Genomic DNA, 23,600 nt, shown 5'->3' on the forward strand with positions numbered 1-23,600 from the left:
GGTCCGGCTTCGGCCCGGCACCGGCCCGGCGGCTGTACGGCTGCGATACCGCGGTACGTCGCCACCGCACCGCGGCACCGTCGGGTCGTACCACCGCAGCACCGCGGCGTCGTCGGAGCCGTACCGCACCACCGCGGCACCATCGGGGGCCGCACCGGAACACCGCGGCACCGTCGGAGCCGTACCGCACCACCGCGGCACCGTCGGCAGCGCGACCGCGGCCCCGCCGTGGCGTGGTCCCGGCACCGTCGGAGCCGTGGCCGCAGTCGTACCGCCGCACCGCCGTACCGCCGAACGCACCAGCCGCGGCGGCCATGACAACCGCCATGACAACCGCCGTGCACCACACGCACTTTGGAGAGGTGATCGATGGGGGTCCCCGGATCCTTCCCCGGCTCGCCGGGGAAGCCCCAAGCCCCGGTGATGGACCGGGAGGAGGTGGACCGTGCCCTGGGCCGGCTCGGTGCCGAGTACGAGGCGATCGAGACCTCGCTGCTCGCCCTCCAGGACCACGCGGGCCGCCGGCTCCTGGAGGGCGCCGAACTCACCGGCGTCACCAAGGACCGCTGGGCCGCCACCGAACAGTCCATCACCGTCCTGTGGGCGCACTTCGACGCGTACACGGCAGCGCTCACCACCGCCCGCGAGCTGCGCGCCCGGCGCCGCTGGCCGTCCCCCGACGACCTGGCCGAACTGACCGAACTGCTCCGCGGCGCCCGCGTCACGGTCTCCGGCGCGGCCACCGGGGGCGCGGCACAGTTCACCGGCCCCGCCCGGCTGAGCGAGCAGTTCAGCCTGGAGGAACTGGTCGAGCGGATGAACGGACTGTACGCGGCGGCGCTCGACGTCATCGTCGCCGCCGACGCCGTGTGGTCCGCGCTGCCCGCACGGATAGACCTGCTCGCCGCCGAGCTGCGGCGCACGCTGTCCCTGGCGCGGTCGGTCGGCGTACGCCCCGGTGAGCACCCGGCCGGCGACGACCTGGAACGGATCACGTACGAGCTGACGCAGCTGCGCGCCCAAGTGGTGTCCGACCCGCTGGCCTTCTGGGTGCCGGACGCCGACCGCAGCGCCGCGCCCGGCGGCGGCCGCCCGGACACCGCCCGCTACGACCGTGCGGCGCTCGCCCTGGAGGACGCCCGCCGGGAGATCGAAGCGGTGCTGGACGTGCGGCAGGACGCCGAGCGGCGGCTGATGCAGCTGCGCGACGTGCTGTCCCGGGCGGACCGTACGCTCACCGAGGCGCGGCAGGCGCGCGGCGAGGTGCTCGCGAAGATCGCCGCCTCGGAGGTGCCCGCCGTCAGCGGCCCGCCCACGGCGTTGCACGAGCAGCTGGCCACCGCCGCCGAATACCGCCGGCACGCCCAGTGGCACCGGCTCTCACCCCTGCTGGACAGCCTGGAGCAGCGGGCCGAGGACGAACTGCACCGCGCCCGCGAGTCGTTGACGGCGGTCACGGCACCGCTGGCGGTACGGGCCGAACTACGCGGGCGCCTGGACGCGTACAAGGTGAAGGCCGCGCGGCACGGCCTGGCCGAGGACCCACTGTTGACCGAGCGGTACGACGTCGCCCGGCGGATGCTGTGGAGCGCGCCGTGCGACCTGCGGGCGGCCGAGCAGGCGGTACTGCGCTACCAGCAGGCGGTGGCCGAGGCGTTGGTGCCACCGGGGCCGGGCCGGGGGCCGGCGGACGGACCACAGGGGGAAGCATGACCGAGGAGCACACCGGCGGCGCGTGCCAGCGGCGCGACTGCCCCGGCACGTACGAGGACGTGGGCGGCGGCGAACTGTACTGCGACACCTGCGGACTGGCGCCGGTCGTGTCACCGGACGGGCTGGTGGGCTCACCGCCCACGGGGGTCACGGCGGTGCGGCGGGGCGGGGCCGGGGTCAGGGGCGGACTCGGGGGCGGGGCCGGGACGGGGGCCGGGACCGCGATCGGATCGGGTTCCGGGGGCTCGGGAGGTGCCCGTTCCGAGGGATCGGGAGGCGCCGGCCCGAGCGGCTCCGGAGGCGCCGGTTCCGGAGGATCGGGAGGCGCGGGGTCCGGAGCCTCGGGGGGTGCCCGTTCCGGCGGCTCCGGAGGCGCGGGATCCGGAGGCTCAGGAGGCGCCGGTTCCGGTTCCGGTGAGGGCCGGACGTCCGCCGCCTCCGCCCGTTCCGCGACCTCGCGGCGCTCCGTCTCCGGCCGGCTCTCCCGCTCCCTGCCGGGCGCCTCGACGCGCTCGATGTCCGTCTCCGTACGCAGCGCCGGCCGCGGCACCGGTTCCGGACCGGCACGCGGGCGGCTGGGGGCCGGGCTGGTGACGGTCCCGGAGGTACCGCGTCCGGACCCGCGTACGGCCGTCCTGAAGAACCCGGAGGTCCCCGAGCGCAAGCGGTTCTGCAGCCGGAGCGACTGCGGTGCCCCGGTGGGTCGGGCGCGCGGCGACCGGCCGGGCCGTACGGAAGGTTTCTGCACCAAGTGCGGCCACCCGTACAGCTTCGTGCCCAAGCTGCGCCCCGGCGACGTGGTGCACGGCAGCTACGAGGTCGTCGGCTGTCTGGCGCACGGCGGCCTGGGCTGGATCTACCTGGCCATCGACCGTGCCGTCTCCGACCGCTGGGTGGTGCTCAAGGGCCTGCTGGACACCGGCGACGAGGAGGCGCTGGCGGCAGCCGCGTCCGAGCGCCGCTTCCTGGCCGAGATCGAACACTCCAACATCGTCCGCATCTACAACTTCGTCGAGCACCTGGACCGGACGACCGGCAGCCTGGACGGCTACATCGTCATGGAGTACGTCGGCGGCAAGTCCCTCAAGGACATCGCCAACGAGCGGCGCACGGCGAACGGGCGGCGCGACCCGCTGCCGGTCGAGCAGGCGTGCGCGTACGGCATCGAGGCCCTGGAGGCGCTCGGCCACCTGCACAGCCGCAACCTCCTGTACTGCGACTTCAAGGTCGACAACGCCATCCAGCAGCACGACCAGCTCAAGCTGATCGACATGGGCGCGGTCCGCCGGATGGACGACCACGAGAGCGCGATCTACGGCACGATCGGCTACCAGGCGCCCGAGGTCGCCGAGTCGGGCCCGTCCGTCGCCTCGGACCTCTACACGGTCGCGCGCACCCTCGCCGTGCTCACCTTCGACTTCCAGGGCTACACGAACGTCTTCGTGGACTCGCTGCCCGACCCCGACAACATCGAGGTCTTCCGTACGTACGAGTCCTTCTACCGCCTCCTGGTACGGGCCACCGACCCCGACCCGGCGCGGCGCTTCTCCTCGGCGGAGGAGATGGCGGAGCAGCTGACGGGGGTGCTGCGGGAGGTCGTGGCGTTGCAGACGGGCGAGCAGCGGCCCGCGCTGTCCACGCTGTTCGGGCCGGAGCTGCGCGTCGTGGACACGGACGTGGTGGCGCGGGCGACGGGTGACACGTCCCTGCTGGGCGCCCGCGCGGTGGCGGCCGGGCGTACGGCGCGGAAGGGGTGGCCGGGGTGGCTGGGCCGGCGCTCCGGGAAGGCGGTGGTCGGTCCGGCCACCGGAATCGGCGCGCCGGGCGGCGTCGGCGCCGGTACGGCTCCCTCCGGGGCCCCGGCCGGCATCGGCGGTCCGGCCGCGCCCCCGGCGGGACGGGGCACTCAGCCCGCCGTTCCCGCCCAGGTCGCCTATGAGGTCACGTCGGCCACGGGCGCGCGGACGATGGAAGCGGGGGCGGCGACACCGGGGGCGGCGGTATCGGGAACGGCCGCATCGGGGGTGGCGGAAGCGACGAGAACGGGACCGGGGGCGGCGGAACCGGGGACGTCGGGGCCGGGCGCCGCGGCGGTGGTCGGCGGGGCACGCGGTGCGCCCGCGCTGCGTCCGCTGGACACCGGGCTCGCCGTCCTCGCCCTGCCCGTACCGCGCGTCGATCCCACCGACCCGAACGCGGGTTTCCTCGCCGGGCTGCTGGCCGCCGCCCCCGCCGAGCTGGTCAGCGCGCTGCGCGCGGCCCCCGCCGACACCATCGAGACCCGGCTGCGCAAGCTGCGCGCCCAGTTGGAGATGGGCGACGGCGCGGCGGCCCAGCGCGAACTGCACGCCATCGAGGCGGAGCCGGACCGGGACTGGGCCGCGGACTGGCGGGTGGTCTGGTACCGGGGCCTGGTGGCGCTGACGAACGGCGACCACGAGACGGCGGCGCTGTCGTTCGACGCGATGTACGACGCGTTCCCCGGCGAGTCGGCGCCGAAGCTGGCGCTCGGCATCTGCGCCGAGGTGCTGGGCCAGCTCGACAACGCGGCGGAGTACTACCGGCTGGTGTGGGCCGCCGACCACAGTTACGTGAGCGCGGCGTTCGGGCTGGCGCGGGTGCGGCTGGCGGACGGCGACCGGGCCGGCGCGGTGGCCGCGCTCGAATCCGTACCGGAATCCTCCATTCACTACACTGCGGCGCGCATCGCGGCGATCCGGGCCCGGCTGCGGCAACGCTCCGCGCTGGACCCGCTCCTGGAGGACCTGCGGGCGGCGGCCGGAGAGGTCGAACGGCTGGCGGCGTCCGGGCTGGACGCGGAGCGCCGCGAGCGGCTGACGACCGAGGTGCTGGGCTGCGCGCTGGACTGGGTACTCTCCGGTAGCCGCGGTGCCGGGCAGCGGGGGCGTACATTGCCGTCCGGGGCCCAGGGCTCCGGTTCCGGCGGCACCGCCGCCCGGCCCGGTCTGCTCGGCAGCGCACTGGACGAACGCGGCCTGCGCTTCGGCCTGGAGCAGTCGTTCAGACTGCTCGCCCGGCTGGCGCAGCGCGGCGAGGAAAGGATCGAGCTGGTGGAACGGGCCAACCGCTTCCGCCCCAGGACGTGGGTGTGACATGGGTGTGACAGGGCCGTTCCGGTGTGCGAGCTGCGACGAGCCGCTCGAACCGGGGGACAACTACTGCGGGTTCTGCGGCGCCGACGTCGTGGCCCCCGCCGGGCCGCAGGATGCCGGTGACCGCCCCACGGTCCCGCTGGGCGACGCCGCTGGACACCCGGCGCCCGGAACGGCGTCCCCGTCGGGCCCGGTGACGCTGCCCGCGTCGTTCCTGATGCCGGGGGCGGTGCCGGGGGTTGAGCCTGGGGCTACGTCGGGGGGTGTGCCTGGGGTGGCGCCGGGGGCGGTGGCCGCGTCCAGTCCGGCCCCGCCGTACGCCCAAACTGCCGCGTACGGTGCGCAGATGCCCGGATACGGCGCCAACTCCCAGACCACCGCATACGGTACGCAGCCCCCCACGTACGGCGCCGAAACCCGGCACGCCGGCCATCCCCCGTACGCGCCCGGCGCCACCCACCCGAACGGAGCGCCGCAGGCGCGGGTGCCGCACGCGGAGCCGCAATCGCGGGAGCCGCAGTCGCGGGTGCCGCACGGAGAGCCGCAGTCGCGGGAGCCGCAGTCGCGGGTGCCGCACGGAGAGCCGCAGTCGCGGGAGCCGCAGTCGCGGGTGCCGCACGGAGAGCCGCAGTCGCGGAAGCCGCACGCGGAGGCCAGCATTCCGCCGTCGTCCGGTCATGTGCCGGGCCCGGACGGCACCCTGGCCATGGGCGGTGCCTCGCTCAGCGCCGCCTCCGACCCGTACGGAGACCGTACGGAACCGGGCCGTGGGGAACCGAGCCGTAGGGAGCCCGGCCGTGTCGAGCCCGGCCGTACGGAACCAGGCCGTACGGAGCCGGGCCGTACGGAGCGGCCCGCCGCCCCGCACAGTGCGCCCGACCCCCGGGTCGCCGGTTTCGGCCTCGCCGCCGAGTCGGCGTCCGGTTCCTCGGACGACCGGACGCCCGGCGATCCGGCGCAGCCCGCAGGGCCCACCCACCCCGCACCCCCGGCTCAACCAGCGGAAGCAGGCCCCTCCTCCCCCGAACACCAGACCCCCGCCCAAGGCACCAGGATCTGCGCGGTCTGCCACGCGGGAACGGTCGCCCAGGACGGCTACTGCGAGAACTGCGGCCACGCACAGCCCCGCGAACGCGACCACATGGAACGCGAACTGCCGGGCGTGGCGGCCGTCAGCGACCGGGGCCACCGCCACCACCGCAACGAGGACTTCTTCGCGGTCGCCGAAGGGACGCTGCCGGACGGTTCGCCCGCGGTGCTCGCCGTCGTCTGCGACGGCGTCTCCTCCGCGTCCCGGCCCGACGACGCGTCCGCCGCCGCGTCCGGGACCGCGGCCCGGTCGCTGCTGGCGGCCCTGCCCGGCGGTACGCACCCGCAGCGGGCCATGCACGACGCGATCATCGCCGCCGCCAAGGCCGTCAACGCCCTGGCCGCCGCGCCCAGCCAGCCGCAGCAGCACGCTCCGTACCGCCAGCAGAACGCTCCCGCCTGTACATTCGTGGGCGCGGTGATCGGCGGCGGGCTGCTGGTCATCGGCTGGGTCGGCGACAGTCGCGCGTACTGGGTCCCCGACGACCGCAGCGCGCCCCCCGTCCGCCTCACCGAGGACGACTCGTGGGCGGCGCAGATGGTCGCCAACAACCTGATGTCGGAGGCCGAGGCGTACGCGGACGACCGCGCGCACGCCATCACGGGCTGGCTGGGCGCGGACGCGTACGAACTGGAGCCGCACACCGCTTCCTTCAAGCCCGACGGACCGGGTGTAGTGGTGGTGTGCACGGACGGGCTGTGGAACTACGCCGAGGCCGCGGAGCAGCTCGCCGCGGCGCTGCCGGCCGACGCGCACGACCGGCCGCTGCACAGTGCGCGGACCCTGGTCGCCCACGCGCTCGCGGGTGGGGGCCACGACAACGTAACAGTGGCGGTGGTGCCGTTCCCGGCGCCACCGGGGCGGGCAGGAACGGCCTGAGCGCCCGCCCGGAGCGTGCCGCCCGCCCGCGACGGCACCGGCGGCCGGAAGCCGCGGCGCTTCCGGCCGCGTCCGGATGACCGCAACAGCGACCGCACAGCACCGACCGCACCGAACCGCACAGTCCACAGCGCACACCGCACCGGCCCCCGGCGGTCCGCATCGGACCGGACCGATCCGGAAGCCGGCAGACCGCACCGGAAGCCGGCAGACCGCACCGCACCGATCCACCAGGAGTAAGGCGCCAACGGGGGGATGACCACGGGGACTTCCGCCCGCCCATGTGTCTCGTCACCGCCGCGTGACCTCCGTACCGGAGCCGCGCGGTGGACCGAAGGAGCGGAACAGATGGCCAATTTCGCCAAGTCCAGCGTGCCGCGGTTCTCCGCAGAGGTGTACCAGAACGCGTATCTGCCCGAGGACGGGCGCGAGGTGAACGCCATCGTCACCGTCACCGCCACCGGGGGCGGCACCAGCGGCGGTCTGCCGCTCTTCGCCGCCGGTACGGACGCGGGCGCCCTCGGTGCCGCGCGCGGCCGTGGCGGTGCCGGAGCCGCCCGGCACGCGGGCGTCGTGATCATGCTGGACTGCTCCGGTTCGATGGACTACCCGCCCACCAAGATGCGCAACGCGCGCGACGCGACCGCCGCCGCGATCGACACCGTACGGGACGGTGTCGCCTTCGCTGTGGTGGCCGGCACCCACCAGGCCGCGGAGGTCTACCCGGGCGGCGGCCGGCTCGCCACCGCGGACCCGACCACCCGGGCCCAGGCCAAGGAGGCGCTGCGCAAGCTGAGCGCCGGCGGCGGCACCGCCATCGGCACCTGGTTACGGCTGGCCGACCGGCTGCTGACCGACGCGGACGTCGGCATCCGGCACGGCATCCTGCTCACCGACGGCCGCAACGAGCACGAGTCGCCCCAGGATCTGCGTGCCACCCTCGACGCCTGCGCCGGGCGCTTCACCTGTGACGCCCGCGGCGTCGGTACCGACTGGGAGGTCAAGGAGGTCACCGGCATCGCCTCGGCCCTGCTCGGCACGGCCGACATCGTCGCCGACCCGGCCGGGCTGGCCACCGACTTCACGCGGATGATGGAGGCCGCGATGGGCAAGGAGGTGGCCGACGTCACCCTCCGGCTGTGGACGCCGCAGGGCGCGCAGGTCGCCTTCGTGAAGCAAGTGGCACCGTCGGTCGAGGACTTGACCGGCCGCCGTACCGAATCCGGCCCGCGGACCGGCGACTATCCGACAGGTTCCTGGGGCGACGAGTCCCGCGACTACCACATATGCGTACGGGTTCCGGCCGCCGAGGTGGGCAGGGAGATGCTGGCCGCACGAGCCTCCCTGGTCCTCCCCGAACCGGGCGGGTCCGCACGGACGCTCGCGCAAGGTCTCGTACGGGCGGTCTGGACGGACGATATGGCCGCTTCGACCACGATTAACCCCCAGGTCGCCCACTACACCGGGCAAGCCGAACTGGCACAGGTCATCCAGCAAGGGTTGGATGCCCGCAAGTCGGGCGATGTGGACGGCGCCACGGCCAAGCTGGGGCGAGCCGTACAACTGGCGAGCGCATCCGGGAACGAGGACACTGCGAAACTGCTTGCGAAGGTGGTGGACGTCGTCGACGCGGCGACCGGTACTGTGCGACTGAAGGCGAAGGTCACAGAGGCGGACGAGATGACGCTCGAAACGCGCTCGACGAAGACAGTTCGCGTCAAGAAATAACAAACCAGACGTACTACCGAACACAATCGGTACTGAGGGGGAAGATCCGACATGCCGACCTGCCCGAACGGCCATCAGTCGGTGGCCGAAGACTGGTGCGAGGTGTGCGGCCACCGGATGGCGGGCGCAGTCCCCCCGCCGCCCTCCCTGCCCGCGGGTTTCCTCAACACTCCGCCGGCCGGCCAGCCGACGCCGCCCGCTCCCCAGGGCGGACCTGGTCTTCAGGGTGGTCCGGGGCCCCAGGGCAGCCCGGAATCCCAGGGCGGTCCTGGTGAGGCGGGCGGTCCCGCAGGTCACGGCGGTCAAGCGGGCCCCGGCGGCCCCGGTGGTTCCCAGGGCGGGCAGGGCTTCCCCGGTCTGCCCCCGGCTTCCCCGCCCCCGGCTCCTCAGAACACGGCTCCCCCGGCTCCCGCCCCGCAGGGGCCGCCGCCCCAGGGACCGGCATCCCAGGTCCCCCCGCCGCCCGCACCGCAGGGCGGACCCGCCGGTCAGGGCCCGGCAGGTCAGGGCCCGGCAGGTCAGGGCCCGGCAGGTCAGGGCCCGATGGGCCAAGGCCCCGGCCCGGCCCCCGCACCCGTCCCGCAGGGCAGCCAGGGCGGTCAGAGCGGCCAAGGCGGCCAGGGCGGTTACGGCTTCCCCCCGCTGACTCCCGACCCGAACGTTCCGGCACCTCCCCCTCAGAGGCCCGGCCCCGACCAGTCCGCCCAGCCGGGCCCGCCGCCGCAGCCGCAGGGCCGGCCGGGGCCGCAGGGCGGGCCCGACCAGCCCGGCCAGCCGGAGCTGTGCCCGCAGTGCCGTACGCCGCGTGAGGCGATGGCCCCGTTCTGCGAGGAGTGCCGCTACAACTTCCTGACGCACTCGGCGACCTCGTACGCCCCGCCGCCCCCCGGCCCGCCGGGCGGTCAGGGCGGTTACGGCTTCCCGCCGCCGCAGCAGGGCCCGCCTACCCCGCCGCAGCAGTACGAGTACCAGGGCTCGCGCCCGTCGCAGATCAACCGCCCCGCCGAACCGCTCGCCCCCGAACAGTCCGGCCAGTTCGGCCGGCCCGCGCAGGGAGGCCAGCAGGGACCGTCCGGCCGGCAGGGCCACCCCACGCCGCCTCCCGGGCAGCAGCCGCCCGGGCAGCAGCCCCCGCACGGCGCTCCCACGGGTCAGCCCGGCCCGACGCTTCCGCCCCGGTCTGCCGACGACGACTGGCCGCTGCCGCCGCCCAGCTCGCAGGCCCCGCCCCCGCCACCCGCACAGCCGGGCCCCCAGTCCGGCCCGGACCACAGCCAGGGCGGCCAGGGTGGTCACGTCGGTCAAGGCGGGCAGGGTGGCCCCGGCGGCCAGGGCGGCTACGGTTTCCCGCCGCCGCAGCAGGGTCCGCCCGCCCCGCCGCAGCAGGGCCCGTACGAGCCTCAGCAGCCTCCTCAGCAACAGCCGCCGCAGGCCCCGTTCGAGCCTCAGCACGCCCCGCAACAGGCCCCGCCGCAGGCGCCGTTCGAGCCGCAGCAGCAGCCCGGCCCCTTCGGCCGGCCGCCGCAGCAGCCGGGCCCGCAGCAGCCGCAGCCCGAACAGCAGTGGAACGCCCCTGCTCCGGGCCCCGCCGCGCCGCCCGGGCCGCCGCCCGTCGTCGGTGACGGCTGGGTCGTGGCGATCGCGCCCGACCGCGAGTACTTCATGGCCATGATGGGCCGCAGCGGCCCGGAGGCGGCGGGACTGAACCTGCCCGCCTACTCCCCCGAGCAGCAGGTCCCGCTCACCGGCGGCCAGATCACCATCGGCCGCCGCCGGCACAGCACGGGCGAGTCCCCGGACATCGACCTGGGCCGCCCGCCGGAGGACCCGGGCGTCTCGCACCAGCACGCCCTCCTGGTCCAGCAGCCGGACGGCAACTGGGCCGTGGTCGACCAGAACTCCACCAACGGCACCACGGTCAACCTCGCCGAGGACCCGATCCAGCCCTACGTGCCCACGCCCCTCCACGAGGGCGACCGCATTCACGTGGGCGCCTGGACCACCATGACCGTCCGCCGCGCATAGCACGCACACAGCACCGGAAACCACCGGAAAGCGCCGACCTCAGCACCCACCCTGCGGTCGGCGCTTTCGCTGCCCGGTGCTTTTCGCTGCCCGGACATCACGGACCGCTGGCCGCGGTCATCCCCCACCCAGCGGCCACCTGTACGGTCCGCACGGAGAATCAAGCCAGGCGTACTGACCGGTCCCGTCCTGCCCGCTCCCGTCGACGGTGACGCCGAAGCGTTCGCGGCGCGGTCGGCCTGCGCGCTGCCACAGGGCGAGGGTCTCGTCGAGAGTGAGGCTGCCGGCGGCCAGGGACCACAGGAAGTGGAAGCTCTCGTCCCTCCGTACATCAGGGGGCAGCTCCTGGAGCGAGACCCGGTCACCAAGATCCGTACGGACACGGGTACACGCACCGGCACCCGTACGGTCACGAGTACGCAGAGGAACGAAGTACGCCGGCGTGGCCAGGAAGCGCCCCTCCGCCCGTACCGCTCCCGGATCCGTCACACGGAGCGCGATCAGGCCGGTGGCGAGCGGGGCGAGGACGAGCGCGCCGGCCGTGCACTGTTCGATCCACGCGGTGGGCACGGACGGCAGCGCACAGGTGGCGATGATCCGGTCGTACGGTGCCCGCTCCGGGCAGCCGCGGGCGCCGTCGCCGGTCACCACGGTGGGCCGGTAACCCGCCGCGGCCAGCCGGTCACGCGCCGGACCGGTGATCTCCTCGTCCAGGTCGACGGTGGTCACACGGTCCGCGCCGAGCCGGTGCGCCAGCAGGGCCGCGTTGTAGCCGGTGCCCGTACCGATCTCCAGGACGCGGCAGCCGGTGCCCGGCGGACCGGCGTCCTCCGCCTCCTCGACCCGCAGGTCCTCCAGCATCATGGCCATCAGCGACGGCTGGCTGCTGGTGGACACCAGCTCGCCGTCCCGTAGGTACGTGGCGAGCGGCCCGTCCGTATAGACGCCTTCCAGCCAGCGCGCCCGCCGCTCCGGGTCGGGGTCGGAACCGGACAGCCGCTGGTAGCCGCGGGCCGTGGCCACGAAGAAGTACGGCACGAACAGGTGCCGCGGCACGTCCTCGAAGGCCGCGTGCCAGCGTGGGTCCCCGAGCCCGCCGGCCGCTCTGATCTGCCGGACCAGCTCGGCCCGCGCCACGGCCGTCGGCTCGTGGCCCGGCCGACGGCCGGCCTCGCTACCGCTCATGTCTCCACTGTCCTACGTCGCAGGTCCTCGGCCGAACCGTCCGGCACCGCCGAGTCGTCTGACACCATGGACGGGTGAACAAGATTCCGCGCGGCACGCTTCAGGAACAGACCTTTTACGAGCAGGTCGGCGGCGAGCCGACCTTCCGCCGCCTGGTGCACCGCTTCTACCAGGGCGTGGCCGAGGACCCGCTGCTGCGGCCGATGTACCCGGAAGAGGACCTGGGACCGGCCGAGGAGCGCCTCGCGCTCTTCCTCATGCAGTACTGGGGCGGCCCCCGCACGTACAGCGACGGCCGCGGCCACCCGCGCCTGCGCATGCGGCACGCGCCGTTCACGGTGGACCGCGCCGCCCACGACGCCTGGCTCAAGCACATGCGGGACGCGGTGGACTCCCTGGAGCTGTCCCCCGAGCACGAGACGCAGCTGTGGAACTACCTGACGTATGCAGCGGCTTCGATGATCAATACGCCCGACTGAGGGGCGGGCAGCGGAGGCCGCCGAAGTCGTGCGGGCCGGGTACGTAGATCAACTCCGTGCCCGGCCTCACATGTTCCTGCGTTTCACGTGCCCCGGCCTCTCGCCTGGCCGGCCAGCACGCACGCCTCAGGCCGGTGTCACCGGCAGCGCCGACGGGCCGCTCGTGCGGACCGCGACCGATCCGTACGGCGTCCGCAGGCGCAGCCAGCCGCCCGCGGCCAGCAGTGTCAGCGTCGGCGGGTCCACCAGCGCGGCCCCGGCGGCGTGACCGGTGCCCGCGGGGCCGGGTCCGCCCGCCTGCGCTTCGGCCCGTGCGGGACGCAGGAAGCCCAGGGACTGCGCGGCGTGCGCGGCGCGCAGCGGCAGATGGGTGTCGCCCAGCGTGCGGGACCAGATCTCGCGCCCGATGCGGTCGCGCTCGGCGCGCGTACGGCGTTCCGGCGGCAGCGCCTCGTCGCGGGCGCGGAATTCGGCGACCGCGAGCGCCACGGTCCGGCCCAGCGCCTGCGGCGACGGCAGCCCCGGTACCTGCTGCCAGCCGCCGCGCGGCGGCAGGACCCCGGCCCACGGCGGACCGGTGACGGCGGCAGGCAGCGTCACGCTGTCCGCCGATTCGTCGATGCCTTCGAGCAGGTCACCGGCGGAGACGGTGAGGTCCAGGCCCGCCACGGGGGCGGTCCGGGAGAACGCCCCGGCGTCGGAGCTGGTCCCGCCACGGGTCCCGGAGCCGGACCGGGAGGCGGGAGCGGTCGGTGCCAGGCGGGCCGTACGGATCGCCAGCACCTCGAAGGACGGCGGGCGGCCGAACACCGCGAGCACCCCGTCCCCGGCCTGCAACCGCACCGCCGCGGCACGGTCGTAGTGGATCAGCCGGGCCAGGAAGGCGGCGAGGTCCGCCGCCTCCCCGGCATCGGCCAGGCGCAGCGCCGTCATGCGGCGACGGCCCCCTCCTGCTGCCTCGTGCCGCTCCCGGCGTCGTCCAGGTACTCCCGGAGGAACTCCTTCTCCTCCGCGGTGATACGGCGGGGCCGCTGCGCGGCGAAGTCGTACGGGACGACGACGGTCGAGGCGCGGACGTACACCGCGTCCTCGTCCTTGATCTCGTAGGAGATCGTCATCGACGCGGCGCCTATCTTCGTCACCCACGACTCGACGGTCACCGGCGCGTGCCGGTGCACCAGCGGCCGTACGTAGTCGATCTCGTGGCGGGCCACGACGGACCCGCCCGAGAAGGACGTGCTGCCCTCGCCCGGCGCCAGCCGCCACATGAAGTCGATCCGCGCCTCTTCGAGGTAGCGGACGAACACCGCGTTGTTGACGTGGCCGAAGGCGTCCATGTCGGACCAGCGCAGCGGGCAGGAGTAGAGGTGTCGCACGCGGCTCAGCCCCGGGTGAGCTTCTTGTACGTGGCGCGGTGCGGACGGGCCGCGTCCGGGCCCAGGCGCTCGACCTTGTTCTTCTCGTACGACTCGAAGTTGCCCTCGAACCAGAACCACTTGGAGTCGCCCTCGTACGCCAGGATGTGCGTGGCGACGCGGTCCAGGAACCAGCGGTCGTGGGAGACGACCACGGCGCAGCCGGGGAACTCCAGCAGCGCGTTCTCCAGCGAGGACAGGGTCTCGACGTCCAGGTCGTTGGTCGGCTCGTCGAGGAGCAGCAGGTTGCCGCCCTGCTTGAGGGTCAGCGCCAGGTTCAGGCGGTTGCGCTCACCGCCGGACAGCACACCGGCCGGCTTCTGCTGGTCCGGGCCCTTGAAGCCGAACGCCGACACGTAGGCGCGGGACGGCATTTCGACCTGGCCGACGTTGATGTAGTCCAGTTCGTCCGACACCACGGCCCACAGGGTCTTCTTGGGGTCGATGTTGGAGCGGTTCTGGTCGACGTAGGAGATCTTGACCGTATCGCCGACCTTGATCTGGCCGGAGTCCGGCTGCTCCAGGCCCTGGATCATCTTGAAGAGCGTGGTCTTGCCGGCGCCGTTGGGGCCGATGACGCCCACGATGCCGTTGCGCGGGAGGGTGAACGACAGGTCGTCGATGAGGACCTTGTCGCCGAACGCCTTGTTCAGGTGCTCGACCTCGACCACGACGTTGCCCAGGCGCGGGCCCGGCGGGATCTGGATCTCCTCGAAGTCCAGCTTGCGGGTCTTCTCCGCCTCGGCCGCCATCTCCTCGTAACGGGACAGTCGCGACTTGGACTTGGCCTGGCGGCCCTTGGCGTTGGAGCGGACCCACTCCAGCTCTTCCTTCAGACGCTTCGCGCGCTTGGCGTCCTTCTGGCCCTCGACCTTCAGGCGGGCGGCCTTCTTGTCCAGGTACGTGGAGTAGTTGCCCTCGTAGGCGATCGCGCGGCCGCGGTCCAGCTCCAGGATCCACTCGGCGACGTTGTCAAGGAAGTACCGGTCGTGGGTGACGGCGACGACGGTGCCGGCGTACTGGGCGAGGTGCTGCTCCAGCCACTGCACGGACTCGGCGTCCAGGTGGTTGGTGGGCTCGTCGAGGAGCAGCAGGTCGGGGGCCTCCAGCAGCAGCTTGCACAGGGCCACGCGGCGGCGCTCACCACCGGAGAGGGTGGTGACCGGCCAGTCGCCGGGCGGGCAGCCCAGCGCGTCCATGGCCTGCTCCAGCTGGGTGTCGAGGTCCCAGGCGTTGGCGTGGTCCAGGTCCTCCTGGAGCTTGCCCATCTCCTCCATCAGCGCGTCGGAGTAGTCGGTCGCCATCAGCTCGGCGACCTCGTTGAAGCGCCTGAGCTTGTCCATGATCTCGCGCGCGCCGTCCTGGACGTTCTCCAGGACCGTCTTGGACTCGTCCAGCGGCGGCTCCTGGAGGAGCATCCCGACGGTGAAGCCCGGGGTCAGGAACGCGTCGCCGTTCGACGGCTGCTCAAGACCGGCCATGATCTTCAGCACCGTCGACTTGCCGGCGCCGTTGGGCCCCACGACACCGATCTTCGCGCCAGGCAGGAAGCTCAGCGTCACGTCGTCAAGGATGACCTTGTCGCCGTGCGCCTTGCGCGTCTTGCGCATCGTGTAGATGTACTCAGCCAAGAGAAACCGTCCGGCAGTCTGGATCTGTCATGGTCAATGCGGCTCCGCCGCGTGGGCCGATGAGCGGCTCCGCCGCGCGAGGGCAGATACACCCCATCTTGCCGTACGGCCAGCCCACGATGGAAACGAGTACCTCACGGGACGGGGATCGGGGGGTCTGCCGCGGCGCGGTTCCGCGATCCCCGGCCCGTCCAAGATCCTCTTCCGTCCAGGTCCGGCCTCGGCCGGTTGCCCGTCCGGTTCAGTGCCGGGAACGACGACCGCCCTCCGTGGCCGAGGAACAGGTCCGGCTCGGTCACGGAGGGCGGTGCGTGTTTGGCGGTGCGTGTTTTCCGTACGGTCGTGTACGTGCTTTCCGTACGTCACGGGACGGGCGGGATGCCCCCGCGCGTGGTGGCCGGGTGCGCCCGGTCACACGCGGAGCGGCTTACGCTCCGGCGGTGCGGTCGCCGGGCTGCTCCCGCACCCCGGCGACCGGATGACACCCGTACCTCGGTTACTGGGTGATGCCCGCCTTCTTCTTACGGAGGAAGAAGACCGCGCCGCCGCCGACCACGACCAGCGCGACCGCGACGCCCGCGATCACCGGGGTGGCGCTGCTGGAGCCGGTCTCGGCGAGGTCGCCGCCGCCGGTGGTGCCGCTGCTGCCCGCGCTGGTGCCGCCGGCCGTGGCCGGGCTGGGCTGCGACGAGGGCTTGCCGGGGGTGGTGCCGGCGGTCTTGCAGTCGAGGACCCCGGTGAAGGTCTTCTTGAAGCCGCCCTCACCCTTGATCGTGATCTCGTACGCCTGGTCCTCGCCGACCGGGACGGTGATCGTCTCGGACTTGCCCGGCGCGATCACGTGCTCCTTGCCGGAGAGCTGGAAGCGGAACGCGGCGTCACCCTTGTTGGTGGCCGTCACGTCCACGCCGCCCTTGGCGCAGTTCTTCTCCGCGGTGACGGCCGGGGCCGCGCCCTGCTTCTTCCAGGAGGCGGTGGCGGTCGCGGTCGCGGTGGACTCGCTGGAGCCGGCCAGGATCATGGTCTGGCTCTTGACGCGGCCGACGCTGCCGGTGAAGGCCCGGCCGACCGAGACCTTCGTGGCGGCCTGGGCGGTCAGCGACATGGCGCCGTCCTTCGCGCCGGCGGGCACGTCGAAGAAGAGCTTGGTGCCGTTGGCCGCCTTGGTGACGGGCTTGCCGTCCGCACCGACCACCTTGACGCCGGCGGGGGCACCGGCGGCCGGGGAGACGGTCACGCTGTTGGCGTTGGTGTGCACCGTGACCGGGCCCAGCTTGCTGCCGGATTTGCCGGAGACAGCCGGCGGGTCCAGCTTCAGCGACGCCTCGGGCTCGGTGAGGCTCTGTGCGCTCTTCTCCAGGTAGTCGGCGAGCTTCTCGGCCGCCGGGTCGACGGCGTCGACCTTGGCGTGGTCGGAGAAGCGCCAGATGGCGACCTGGGTACCGGCGGCAGCGGTCTCCTTGGTCAGGCTCCCGGCACCGGCCTTCTTGGCGAGCGAGGCCAGGTCGTTGACCTGCGGGTAGGAGTTCTGCAGGATCCAGCGGATCTTGCCGGCGTCCTTGTTGTCGTGCAGCGAGGATGCGCTCCAGGGCACCTCCTGGTACCTCGCCTGCTGCTGCGTCGGCGTACTGATGTCGATGCAGTACGTCTGGAGGGTGCCGCCGTTGTCGACCTTCATCTCGAAGAGTCCGGCGCCCATCTGCTGATCGTGACCGTTGGCGTGCAGCACCGCCTGGCCGTAGGTCTTCAGACCGTCGAGCGTCGCGCTGGCGCCGCCGTGAGCGGGCGTGGCGTCGTCAGCGGCGGCGGGACCCGCGGTCGCTATCGCACCCGCCGCGACCAGACCCGACGCCAGGACCGCGGCGGCAAGGCGGGCTGCGCCCCGCCTCTTCACTGAAATCATGAATTTCCCCTCTGGGCGAGGCGGGGTCGATAGGGGAGAAGCCTCGCCGGAATGAACCCAAGGAACTCAACAGCCGAATACATCAGCCCCCGTGAGTACTCGTGAGTACCCGTCGGATCCTAGAGAGCGAGCACAACAGGGTCCCCCGTAATACCGTCCCATAAGCGATCCGAATCGCAATCGTTACCGACTACACCCCGCTTGACCTGGCATTATCGACAAATCTCCGGGACTTTCCGGGCACTGACGTCTTCTCAGGCGTATCACTCACCGAGGTGGTCGGGCAGCGCCGGAAGTGGTAGGGAAGACAACGCCCGGCAACACTCCGATCACGCTATGTCAGGCCACGGCAACAGGGTGCTCCGGTACGGCGATTGCCGCCGGATCGCAGCGATCGTCCACGCCCGGCGGCGACTTGTCGCCGGCTTCAGGGGGAGTGTGCGGAGGCGGGTCGCCCACAATTCCGGGTGATGCGCCGCTCGTCGCTTCGGGTGCCGCGCCAGCCGTTGCGGGGGTCGCCGTGCAGGCCGCCGCTCCGTCTGTCGCGCTCGCTGCCGCCCCGGCCGTCGCTTCGGGCTCCGCCCCGGCCGCCGAGACCGCGGCAGGGGTCGAGGCCGAGTCCAGGGCAGAGGCTGGGGCTGGGGCTGGGGCTGGGGCCGCCCAGTCCGGTTCGGCCGGTGCGCGGTCCGGGGGCGCTTGTGGTGCCGTACCCGGTGGGCTCGGCGTTCGGGAACCGGGGGCGGCCGGTTCGGTGGGTGGCGGCGCCGGCTCCGTGCGCGGGCGGGTGACCCGGCGGAAGGCGGAGGTGCCGCGCGACAGGTCGTGCCCGACCGCCACCGCGTCCACCTCGACCGACACCCGCCGCTGTCCGCCCTTGTCCTCGGGCAGTTCCCTCTCCCACACCCGCATGCGGCCGTGCACGACGAGTGGTTCGCCGCGCGAGACCGAAGCGGCGACGTGATCCGCGAGCGTCCGCCACGCGCGGATGGTGTAGAAGCTCGGGTCCCCGTCGACCCAGCAGCAGCGCTCCTTGTCCCAGCGCCGCGAGGACGTCGCCAGGCGGAACCGCACCACCGAAGCGCCCGTCGTGGTCTGCCGGTGCTCCACCGCCGTCGCGGCGTTCCCCACCAGCGTCACCATCGTGTCGTACATCATCGTCGCCTCCCCCGTCGCGGGCCCCCGGCGGGCCCTTCGGCCCGGTCCCGGGCCTGCTCGCGTGGAACCCATGCTGCACGGATTCGCCGATGCCCGCCGGGGCCTGTGCGTTACCACCGAGTTGTGGACAACTCCGTCACCCGGACGGGGCTTTCACCCGGCCGGGCCAATGGAACGGTGAACCGTCCAGAGGCTGGACTGCCGCGCTCCCCGGCGGCCGGGCAGCGCGCATGCCTGGCTGCCGGACGGTCGGCATGCCTGGGCTCGACGGCTCGCCTGCCCGGCCGCCGGCCCGCCCGGCTGCCCGGCCGCCGGCCCGCTCCGCTGCCGCGCTCACAACCCCGCCGCCACCGCGTACTGCTCCCGCACATCCCGGTAGCGGAACAGCTCGGCGGCGACCGGTTCCAGCACCGCGGCACGTCCGCAGACCGCCGCCGCCGTACGCAGCCGGCGCTCCGCCTCCTGGCCGTACCGGCGGGCCGGGCCGCGTCCCGCCACGCCGCACCCCCAGGACAGCGCCGGGCCGCCCGCCGTCCCGATGGCCGTCACCAGCAGTGCGGACAGCCACTCCCCCGTCTCGGCCGCGCCGATCATCACGGCCAGCAGCCACAACGCGCCGGTCACCTGCAACAACGTCAGCAGTCCCTGGGCCACGGCGGCCACCGTCCACCACCGCGGCCGTACCTGTGGTCCGGCCCGCAGGGCTCCTTCCGAGACCGCCGCCGCCCGGTCCAACGCCTCCGGCAGTCCCTCGGCACCCCGGACCGCCGCCTCGCGCACCGCCTGGGCCCAAGGCCCCGGCAACCCCTCCGACGCCTCCCCCGCCACGGTCCGTACGGCCTGCTCCACCAGCGGACGCGCCGTCGCCCGCCCGTCCACCGGGACCCAGCCGCTCACCGTGCCGCACTGGTCTTCCCCGGCCGCGTCGGCGCCGGAGTCCACCTCCGTGCACGCGTCCCGGTGCCACAGCCGCGACGCCCCCGTACGCCCCGGGCTCGTACGTCCGCCGCCCGGCCGCCCACGCCCCGCGCCGGCCCGTCTGCGCAGCCGCAACCGCAGCCAGGGCGTGCCGCACGCCCGCTCCGCGTGCCGCAGCCAGTCGCGCTCCGCCGCACTGCCCATCGCCCCGGCGCCGACCGCCTCGGCGAGCCAGTCCTCGAACTCCTCCCGGGCCGCTTCCGTCAGCCCGTACCGCCCGTCGGCCACGTAAGCGGGCCACAGCCGTCCCGCCGCCGCGTCTACGTCCGCGGTCAGCCGCCGGTCCGCGGCGCCCCGCTCCGCGACGAACTGCCGGAGCATCTCCCGCAGTTCCCCGACGCCCTCCCCCGTGGCCGCCGACAGCGCCAGTACGGCCGCGCCCGGTTCACCGTGCTCCCCGAGGGCCAGCCCGTCCTCGTCCAGCAGCCGCCGCAGGTCGTCGACCACCTGTACGGCGGCATCCCCCGGCAGCCGATCCACCTGGTTGAGTACGACGAACGTGACCTCGGCATGGCCCGCCAGCGGCCGCAGATACCTTTCATGCAGCACCGCGTCCGCGTACTTCTCCGGGTCGACGACCCAGATCACCGCGTCCACCAGCTCCAGCATCCGGTCGACCTGCTCACGGTGCCCGACGGCGGCCGAGTCGTGATCGGGCAGGTCCAGGAGGACGAGGCCGGGCAGCGCGGGCGCGCCGGGGCCCGGCGCGTGACGGCGGCGCGCCGACACTCCCAGCCTGTCCAGCAGCGCTTCCGCTCCCGGCCAGCCGCCGGACCACACACAGGCCACCGGCTCCGCGGTCGTCGGCCGGCGCGCGCCCACGTCCGAGCGGTCCGCCCCGGCCAGCGCGTTGAACAGTGACGACTTGCCGCTGCCGGTGGCGCCGGCGACCGCGACGACGGTGTGCTCACCCGACAGCTGGTACCGCTCGTCCGCCGCGTCCAGCACCCGACCCGCCTCGGCCAGGGTCGCCCCGTCCAGCCGCGTCCGGGACAGTCCGATCAGTTCGCGCAGGGCGTCCAGCCGCGGACGCAGCCGCTCCGCCGCGGACCGCCGCTCCCTGGAGGGCGGCCGCCCGTACTCCTGTGGGCCTGTTACACGGTCCCGTCTGCCTCGCGGCTCCTGTACGGGCTCCTCGGGCTCCTTGAGTACGGCCAGTACGGCTTCGAGTTCGCTATCCCCCTCGTCCTCCCACTCCTGCCAATCGCGTTGCCTACGCCACTCGTCGTCGTTCAGCCACTCGTCCTCCGTCAGCCACTGATCTCGCTCATCCCACTCCTGCAACTCGGACCAGTCACGCCACTCCGGCCGTCCGCCCTCTGAGGACTCCGCCGCCTCTTCCCGCGCCTGAGTGGAGCGGCGCCCGGCAGCGTGCTTCGCGCCGGAGCCGTCCTTGGCGCGGCGGGCGATCAGCCCGTCGTCCCAGGAGGAGGGGGTATCGGCCGGACGGGGAGGTGAGGCCGCCTCGGGGAGCGGGGTGGTGGGGTCCGAGGTGGTGGGGTCCGGGGGCGGTTCCGGGGTGGGGTGCGTCGTCGCGCCCGGGTCCGATGCTGAGCACGGGTCCGACGCCGTGCTCGGGACCGACGCCGTGCTCGGGTCCGATGCCGTCCCAGGCCGCGCGGTCGTGGCCGGATCGGGGACGGTTGATGGTTCGGGGGCGGTTGACGGTTCGGTGGCCGTTGGCGGGGCAGCCGCTGCTTCCGGTTCCGGCTCCCGGGCCTGCTCACGGAGCAGCTCATGGCCGGACGGCTCCCCAGGCCCGTACTCAGGCCCTGGCCCGGCCCCCGGCGCCACCTCACCCGCAGCCCCCTGCACGCCTCCCTGTACGGACTCACCTACCGTCGGACCCGTCCCCGCCGAATCCGCGCCCCGCTGATCCCCCACCCGCTCCCCGTACTCCCCGTACTCCCCATCCGAACGTCCACCAGAAGCAGTCACCGCGTCACCTTCTCCTTCTGCAGCAGAGACAGCGCGGCGATCAGCGCGGCCTGGTGGTCCGGCCGTACGCCCAGCGACTCCAGTGGCGCCAGGCGCCGCTCCCGTTCGCCGTCCAACGCGCGCTGAAGGTACGTTTCGAGCAGCCGGCCGCCCCGGTCGCGCAGCCGTACCGCGGCCTGCGCCCCCATCAGGCCGGCGAGCGCCTCACCCGCCGTACGGGCCCGCCGGCCGCCCAGCAGTGTGGTGGCCAGCAGGGCCGCCGCCTCCTCGGGGTCGGCCGCGGCCTTGGTCCGTTCCCCGGGCCGGGCCCCGCGCGCCGCGCGCCCGCCGCGGGCCGAGCGCGCTTCCCGTACGCCGTCCTCCGCCAGCTCCTCCAGACAGCGCCGCCACCGCCGTACGAGCACGCCCAGGCGGGCGGCCGAGGCCGCCGCGTCCGCCGTCTCGGGCAGGGGCGCGTCCGCCGACGCGGGGTCCCGGCGCCACGCTGCGGCGGCCCGCTCGTCCGCCTGCTCCACGGCGCAGCGCAGCAGGGAGGTGAGCCCGTGGGTGAGAGCGTCCAGCAGTTCGTCGGGGCGGCCGCCGAGTTCGTGGTCACGCCAGTGGGCCCGCGCGTCGCCGGACAGCACCTCGCCCTGCTCGACCTCCCGCCGCACCCGCGCCGCGGCCTCCTCGTACGCCTGCTCGACCTGGTCGGTCAGCCGCAGTGTGGCCGCGTGCTGGGCGGCGGAGGCGCCGGCGAGGGCGGGCATGCGGGAGCGCAGCGAGGCGATGACCCCGGCGGTGGTCCGGGCCGCTGCCGCGTCCCGTACGGCGGTGTCCTGCGCGTGCCGTTCCAGCCAGCGCCGCAACGCCGCGACCGCCGTGGCGGGCAGCAGGCCGCTGCCGCCGCCGGCCGACTCCGGCAGCTCGGGGATGGTGAACCGGGGTACGTCACCGAGCCCGGCGCGGGTCAGCAGCGCCGCGTACCGCGCCGAGATGTCGGCGGCGATCTGGTGGGGCACCCGGTCGAGCACCGTCACCAGAGTGACGTCGTACTCCTTGGCCGTACGCAGCAGGTGCCACGGCACCGCGTCCGCGTACCGGGCGGCGGTGGTGACCAGGACCCATACGTCGGCCGCGCAGATCAGCTCGGCGGCCAGTTCCCGGTTGCGCGCGACGAGCGAGTCGATGTCCGGGGCGTCCAGCAGGGCCAGGCCGCTGGGGAGCGCCGGGTCCGTCTCGATGCGCAAGGGGGCCATGCCCGCCGCGCTCGCGCCTCCCGCCGTTCCGGCAGGACCACGGGGTCCCGACGGATCCGCCGGATCCGTCGCGCTCCCGGCTTCCTCGGGAGCCGGTCCCGCACCCGTTTGGGCAGCCGCCCCACCCTGGCACCGCCCCGTTCCGTCGTACGGGCCCGTATCGTCGTACGGGGTCGTATCGTCGTGCGCCCGCGTCCCGTCGTACGGGGCCGTATCGTCGTACGGCCGCGTCCCGTCGTACGCGTCCAGCGTGTCGTGGCCGTCCTGCTCCGGCACCCAGACCCGGGTGAACTGCGGCAGTACGCGCCGGTCCGCGAACCAGTGGCGGTCGTCCGGGTGGCACACGAGCACCGGCGTACGCGTCGTCGGCCGCAGCACGCCGGCCTCGCTGACGCGCCGGCCGACCAGCGAATTGACGAGCGTGGACTTGCCGGCCCCGGTGGATCCGCCGACGACCGCGAGCAGCGGTGCCTGAGGAGAGCGCAGCCGGGGCATCACATAGTCGTCGAGCTGGTCCAGCAACTCGGACCGGGTACGCCGGGCGCGGGCGGCGCCGGGCAGTGGCAGCGGGAAGCGCGCGGCGTCGACGCGGTCGCGCAGCGCGGACAGAACGTCAAGGAGCCGGGGTTGTACGTCCAAGGTTGCCACACGTGCAGAATGCCCAATTTTGGCGGGTTTTTGAAGCGTATAGCCCTCTGTGCGCGCCGCGTAAATCGGCACAGAACGGGATCAGCGACGCATGAGGCAGTCGCGATCAGAGGGGCGCAGGCATAACGAGTGCACAACACCCGACGCGTGAGGCGCCAAAAGCGGTGCAGAATTCGTACCTGCCTGCGATTATCGGGACCGCTTCACCGAACCTCCACAACGTGCCACGGAGGTGAAGCAACCGGGACGAGGCACACGGAGCCCTATCCTTGTCGGCGGCTCGTGATCCACGTCCACCACCTGGCCCCCGTAGCTCAGTGGATAGAGCAGGTGCCTTCTAAGCACTTGGCCGCAGGTTCGAGTCCTGCCGGGGGCGCACATCCTTCACCGTCGGAACCCTTGCGGGCGCGACGGTGTGATGGCATGGCGGTGCCACAGTCCGCATCGGCCGCCGAATTCCCCGTGTGACTCTCCGTAGCCAT

The 23,600-nt window shown here is 73.6% G+C and carries 14 protein-coding genes and 1 tRNA gene; 7 read left to right on the forward strand and 8 right to left on the reverse strand.

Annotated elements, in window-relative coordinates; genetic code table 11:
• Positions 1 to 369: 369 nt before the first annotated feature.
• The 5 genes from ACH4FX_RS09690 to ACH4FX_RS09710 all read left to right on the forward strand — a co-directional run bounded on the left by ACH4FX_RS09690 (position 370) and on the right by ACH4FX_RS09710 (position 10,548).
• Positions 370 to 1,713 (forward strand): hypothetical protein, encoded by a 1,344-nt coding sequence (locus tag ACH4FX_RS09690; protein ID WP_398476906.1) that lies wholly within the window; start codon positions 370 to 372, stop codon positions 1,711 to 1,713.
• Entirely contained in the window at positions 1,710 to 4,826 is a 3,117-nt protein-coding gene (locus ACH4FX_RS09695) for a tetratricopeptide repeat protein (RefSeq protein ID WP_398476908.1), read from the forward strand. Before ACH4FX_RS09690 ends, ACH4FX_RS09695 begins: the two co-directional genes overlap by 4 nt.
• Positions 4,827 to 5,172: 346 nt before the next feature.
• Complete coding sequence (locus tag ACH4FX_RS09700) at positions 5,173 to 6,795, forward strand: protein phosphatase 2C domain-containing protein (RefSeq protein ID WP_398476909.1); 1,623 nt, start codon at positions 5,173 to 5,175, stop codon at positions 6,793 to 6,795.
• A 348-nt stretch (positions 6,796 to 7,143) separates the two neighbouring features.
• Complete coding sequence (locus ACH4FX_RS09705) at positions 7,144 to 8,523, forward strand: VWA domain-containing protein (protein ID WP_398476911.1); 1,380 nt, start codon at positions 7,144 to 7,146, stop codon at positions 8,521 to 8,523.
• Between the two features lie 543 nt (positions 8,524 to 9,066).
• Positions 9,067 to 10,548 (forward strand): FHA domain-containing protein, encoded by a 1,482-nt coding sequence (locus ACH4FX_RS09710; protein ID WP_398476913.1) that lies wholly within the window; start codon positions 9,067 to 9,069, stop codon positions 10,546 to 10,548.
• 117 nt (positions 10,549 to 10,665) lie between these two features.
• On the opposite strand, the gene ACH4FX_RS09715 is transcribed toward ACH4FX_RS09710, so the two are convergent.
• Positions 10,666 to 11,733 (reverse strand): methyltransferase domain-containing protein, encoded by a 1,068-nt coding sequence (locus ACH4FX_RS09715; protein WP_398476915.1) that lies wholly within the window; start codon positions 11,731 to 11,733, stop codon positions 10,666 to 10,668.
• A gap of 74 nt (positions 11,734 to 11,807) precedes the next feature.
• Between ACH4FX_RS09715 and ACH4FX_RS09720 the strand changes: the two genes are divergently transcribed.
• A complete protein-coding gene (locus ACH4FX_RS09720; RefSeq protein ID WP_398476917.1) occupies positions 11,808 to 12,212 on the forward strand; it encodes a globin in 405 nt (134 codons plus the stop codon).
• Positions 12,213 to 12,338: 126 nt separating this feature from the next.
• On the opposite strand, the gene ACH4FX_RS09725 is transcribed toward ACH4FX_RS09720, so the two are convergent.
• From ACH4FX_RS09725 to ACH4FX_RS09755, 7 genes are all read right to left on the reverse strand, one after another.
• Positions 12,339 to 13,145, reverse strand: a complete 807-nt coding sequence (locus ACH4FX_RS09725) for a hypothetical protein (RefSeq protein WP_398476919.1) — start codon at positions 13,143 to 13,145, stop codon at positions 12,339 to 12,341.
• Positions 13,142 to 13,588, reverse strand: coding sequence for an acyl-CoA thioesterase (locus ACH4FX_RS09730; RefSeq protein WP_398476921.1), 447 nt, complete (start codon positions 13,586 to 13,588; stop codon positions 13,142 to 13,144). Before ACH4FX_RS09730 ends, ACH4FX_RS09725 begins: the two co-directional genes overlap by 4 nt.
• A 5-nt stretch (positions 13,589 to 13,593) precedes the next feature.
• Positions 13,594 to 15,258, reverse strand: a complete 1,665-nt coding sequence (gene ettA, locus ACH4FX_RS09735; RefSeq protein ID WP_398476923.1) for an energy-dependent translational throttle protein EttA — start codon at positions 15,256 to 15,258, stop codon at positions 13,594 to 13,596.
• Positions 15,259 to 15,754: 496 nt separating this feature from the next.
• A complete protein-coding gene (locus ACH4FX_RS09740; protein ID WP_398476925.1) occupies positions 15,755 to 17,161 on the reverse strand; it encodes an LAETG motif-containing sortase-dependent surface protein in 1,407 nt (468 codons plus the stop codon).
• A 339-nt stretch (positions 17,162 to 17,500) separates the two neighbouring features.
• A complete protein-coding gene (locus ACH4FX_RS09745; RefSeq protein WP_398476927.1) occupies positions 17,501 to 18,316 on the reverse strand; it encodes a single-stranded DNA-binding protein in 816 nt (271 codons plus the stop codon).
• Between the two features lie 333 nt (positions 18,317 to 18,649).
• The gene (locus ACH4FX_RS09750) at positions 18,650 to 20,578 is read right to left on the reverse strand and encodes a YfjP family GTPase (protein ID WP_398476929.1); all 1,929 of its coding nucleotides are present in this window, start codon (positions 20,576 to 20,578) and stop codon (positions 18,650 to 18,652) included.
• Positions 20,579 to 21,228: 650 nt separating this feature from the next.
• Positions 21,229 to 23,109 (reverse strand): dynamin family protein, encoded by a 1,881-nt coding sequence (locus tag ACH4FX_RS09755; protein ID WP_398477060.1) that lies wholly within the window; start codon positions 23,107 to 23,109, stop codon positions 21,229 to 21,231.
• Positions 23,110 to 23,421: 312 nt separating this feature from the next.
• Here ACH4FX_RS09755 and ACH4FX_RS09760 point away from each other — a divergent pair.
• Positions 23,422 to 23,494, forward strand: a tRNA-Arg gene (locus ACH4FX_RS09760).
• Positions 23,495 to 23,600: the final 106 nt, after the last annotated feature.

This window comes from Streptomyces sp. NPDC018019, from assembly GCF_044327805.1.
Taxonomy (GTDB): Bacteria; Actinomycetota; Actinomycetes; order Streptomycetales; family Streptomycetaceae; genus Streptomyces.

What these genes read in the sequence shown, in the direction of transcription:
- ACH4FX_RS09690 (WP_398476906.1), top strand. Translation starts at nt 370, where the DNA reads ATGGGGGTCCCCGGATCCTTCCCCGGCTCGCCGGGGAAGCCCCAAGCC.
- ACH4FX_RS09695 (WP_398476908.1), top strand. Translation starts at nt 1,710, where the DNA reads ATGACCGAGGAGCACACCGGCGGCGCGTGCCAGCGGCGCGACTGCCCC.
- ACH4FX_RS09700 (WP_398476909.1), top strand. Translation starts at nt 5,173, where the DNA reads ATGCCCGGATACGGCGCCAACTCCCAGACCACCGCATACGGTACGCAG.
- ACH4FX_RS09705 (WP_398476911.1), top strand. Translation starts at nt 7,144, where the DNA reads ATGGCCAATTTCGCCAAGTCCAGCGTGCCGCGGTTCTCCGCAGAGGTG.
- ACH4FX_RS09710 (WP_398476913.1), top strand. Translation starts at nt 9,067, where the DNA reads ATGGGCCAAGGCCCCGGCCCGGCCCCCGCACCCGTCCCGCAGGGCAGC.
- ACH4FX_RS09715 (WP_398476915.1), bottom strand. Translation starts at nt 11,733, where the DNA reads ATGAGCGGTAGCGAGGCCGGCCGTCGGCCGGGCCACGAGCCGACGGCC.
- ACH4FX_RS09725 (WP_398476919.1), bottom strand. Translation starts at nt 13,145, where the DNA reads ATGACGGCGCTGCGCCTGGCCGATGCCGGGGAGGCGGCGGACCTCGCC.
- ACH4FX_RS09740 (WP_398476925.1), bottom strand. Translation starts at nt 17,161, where the DNA reads ATGATTTCAGTGAAGAGGCGGGGCGCAGCCCGCCTTGCCGCCGCGGTC.
- ACH4FX_RS09745 (WP_398476927.1), bottom strand. Translation starts at nt 18,316, where the DNA reads ATGATGTACGACACGATGGTGACGCTGGTGGGGAACGCCGCGACGGCG.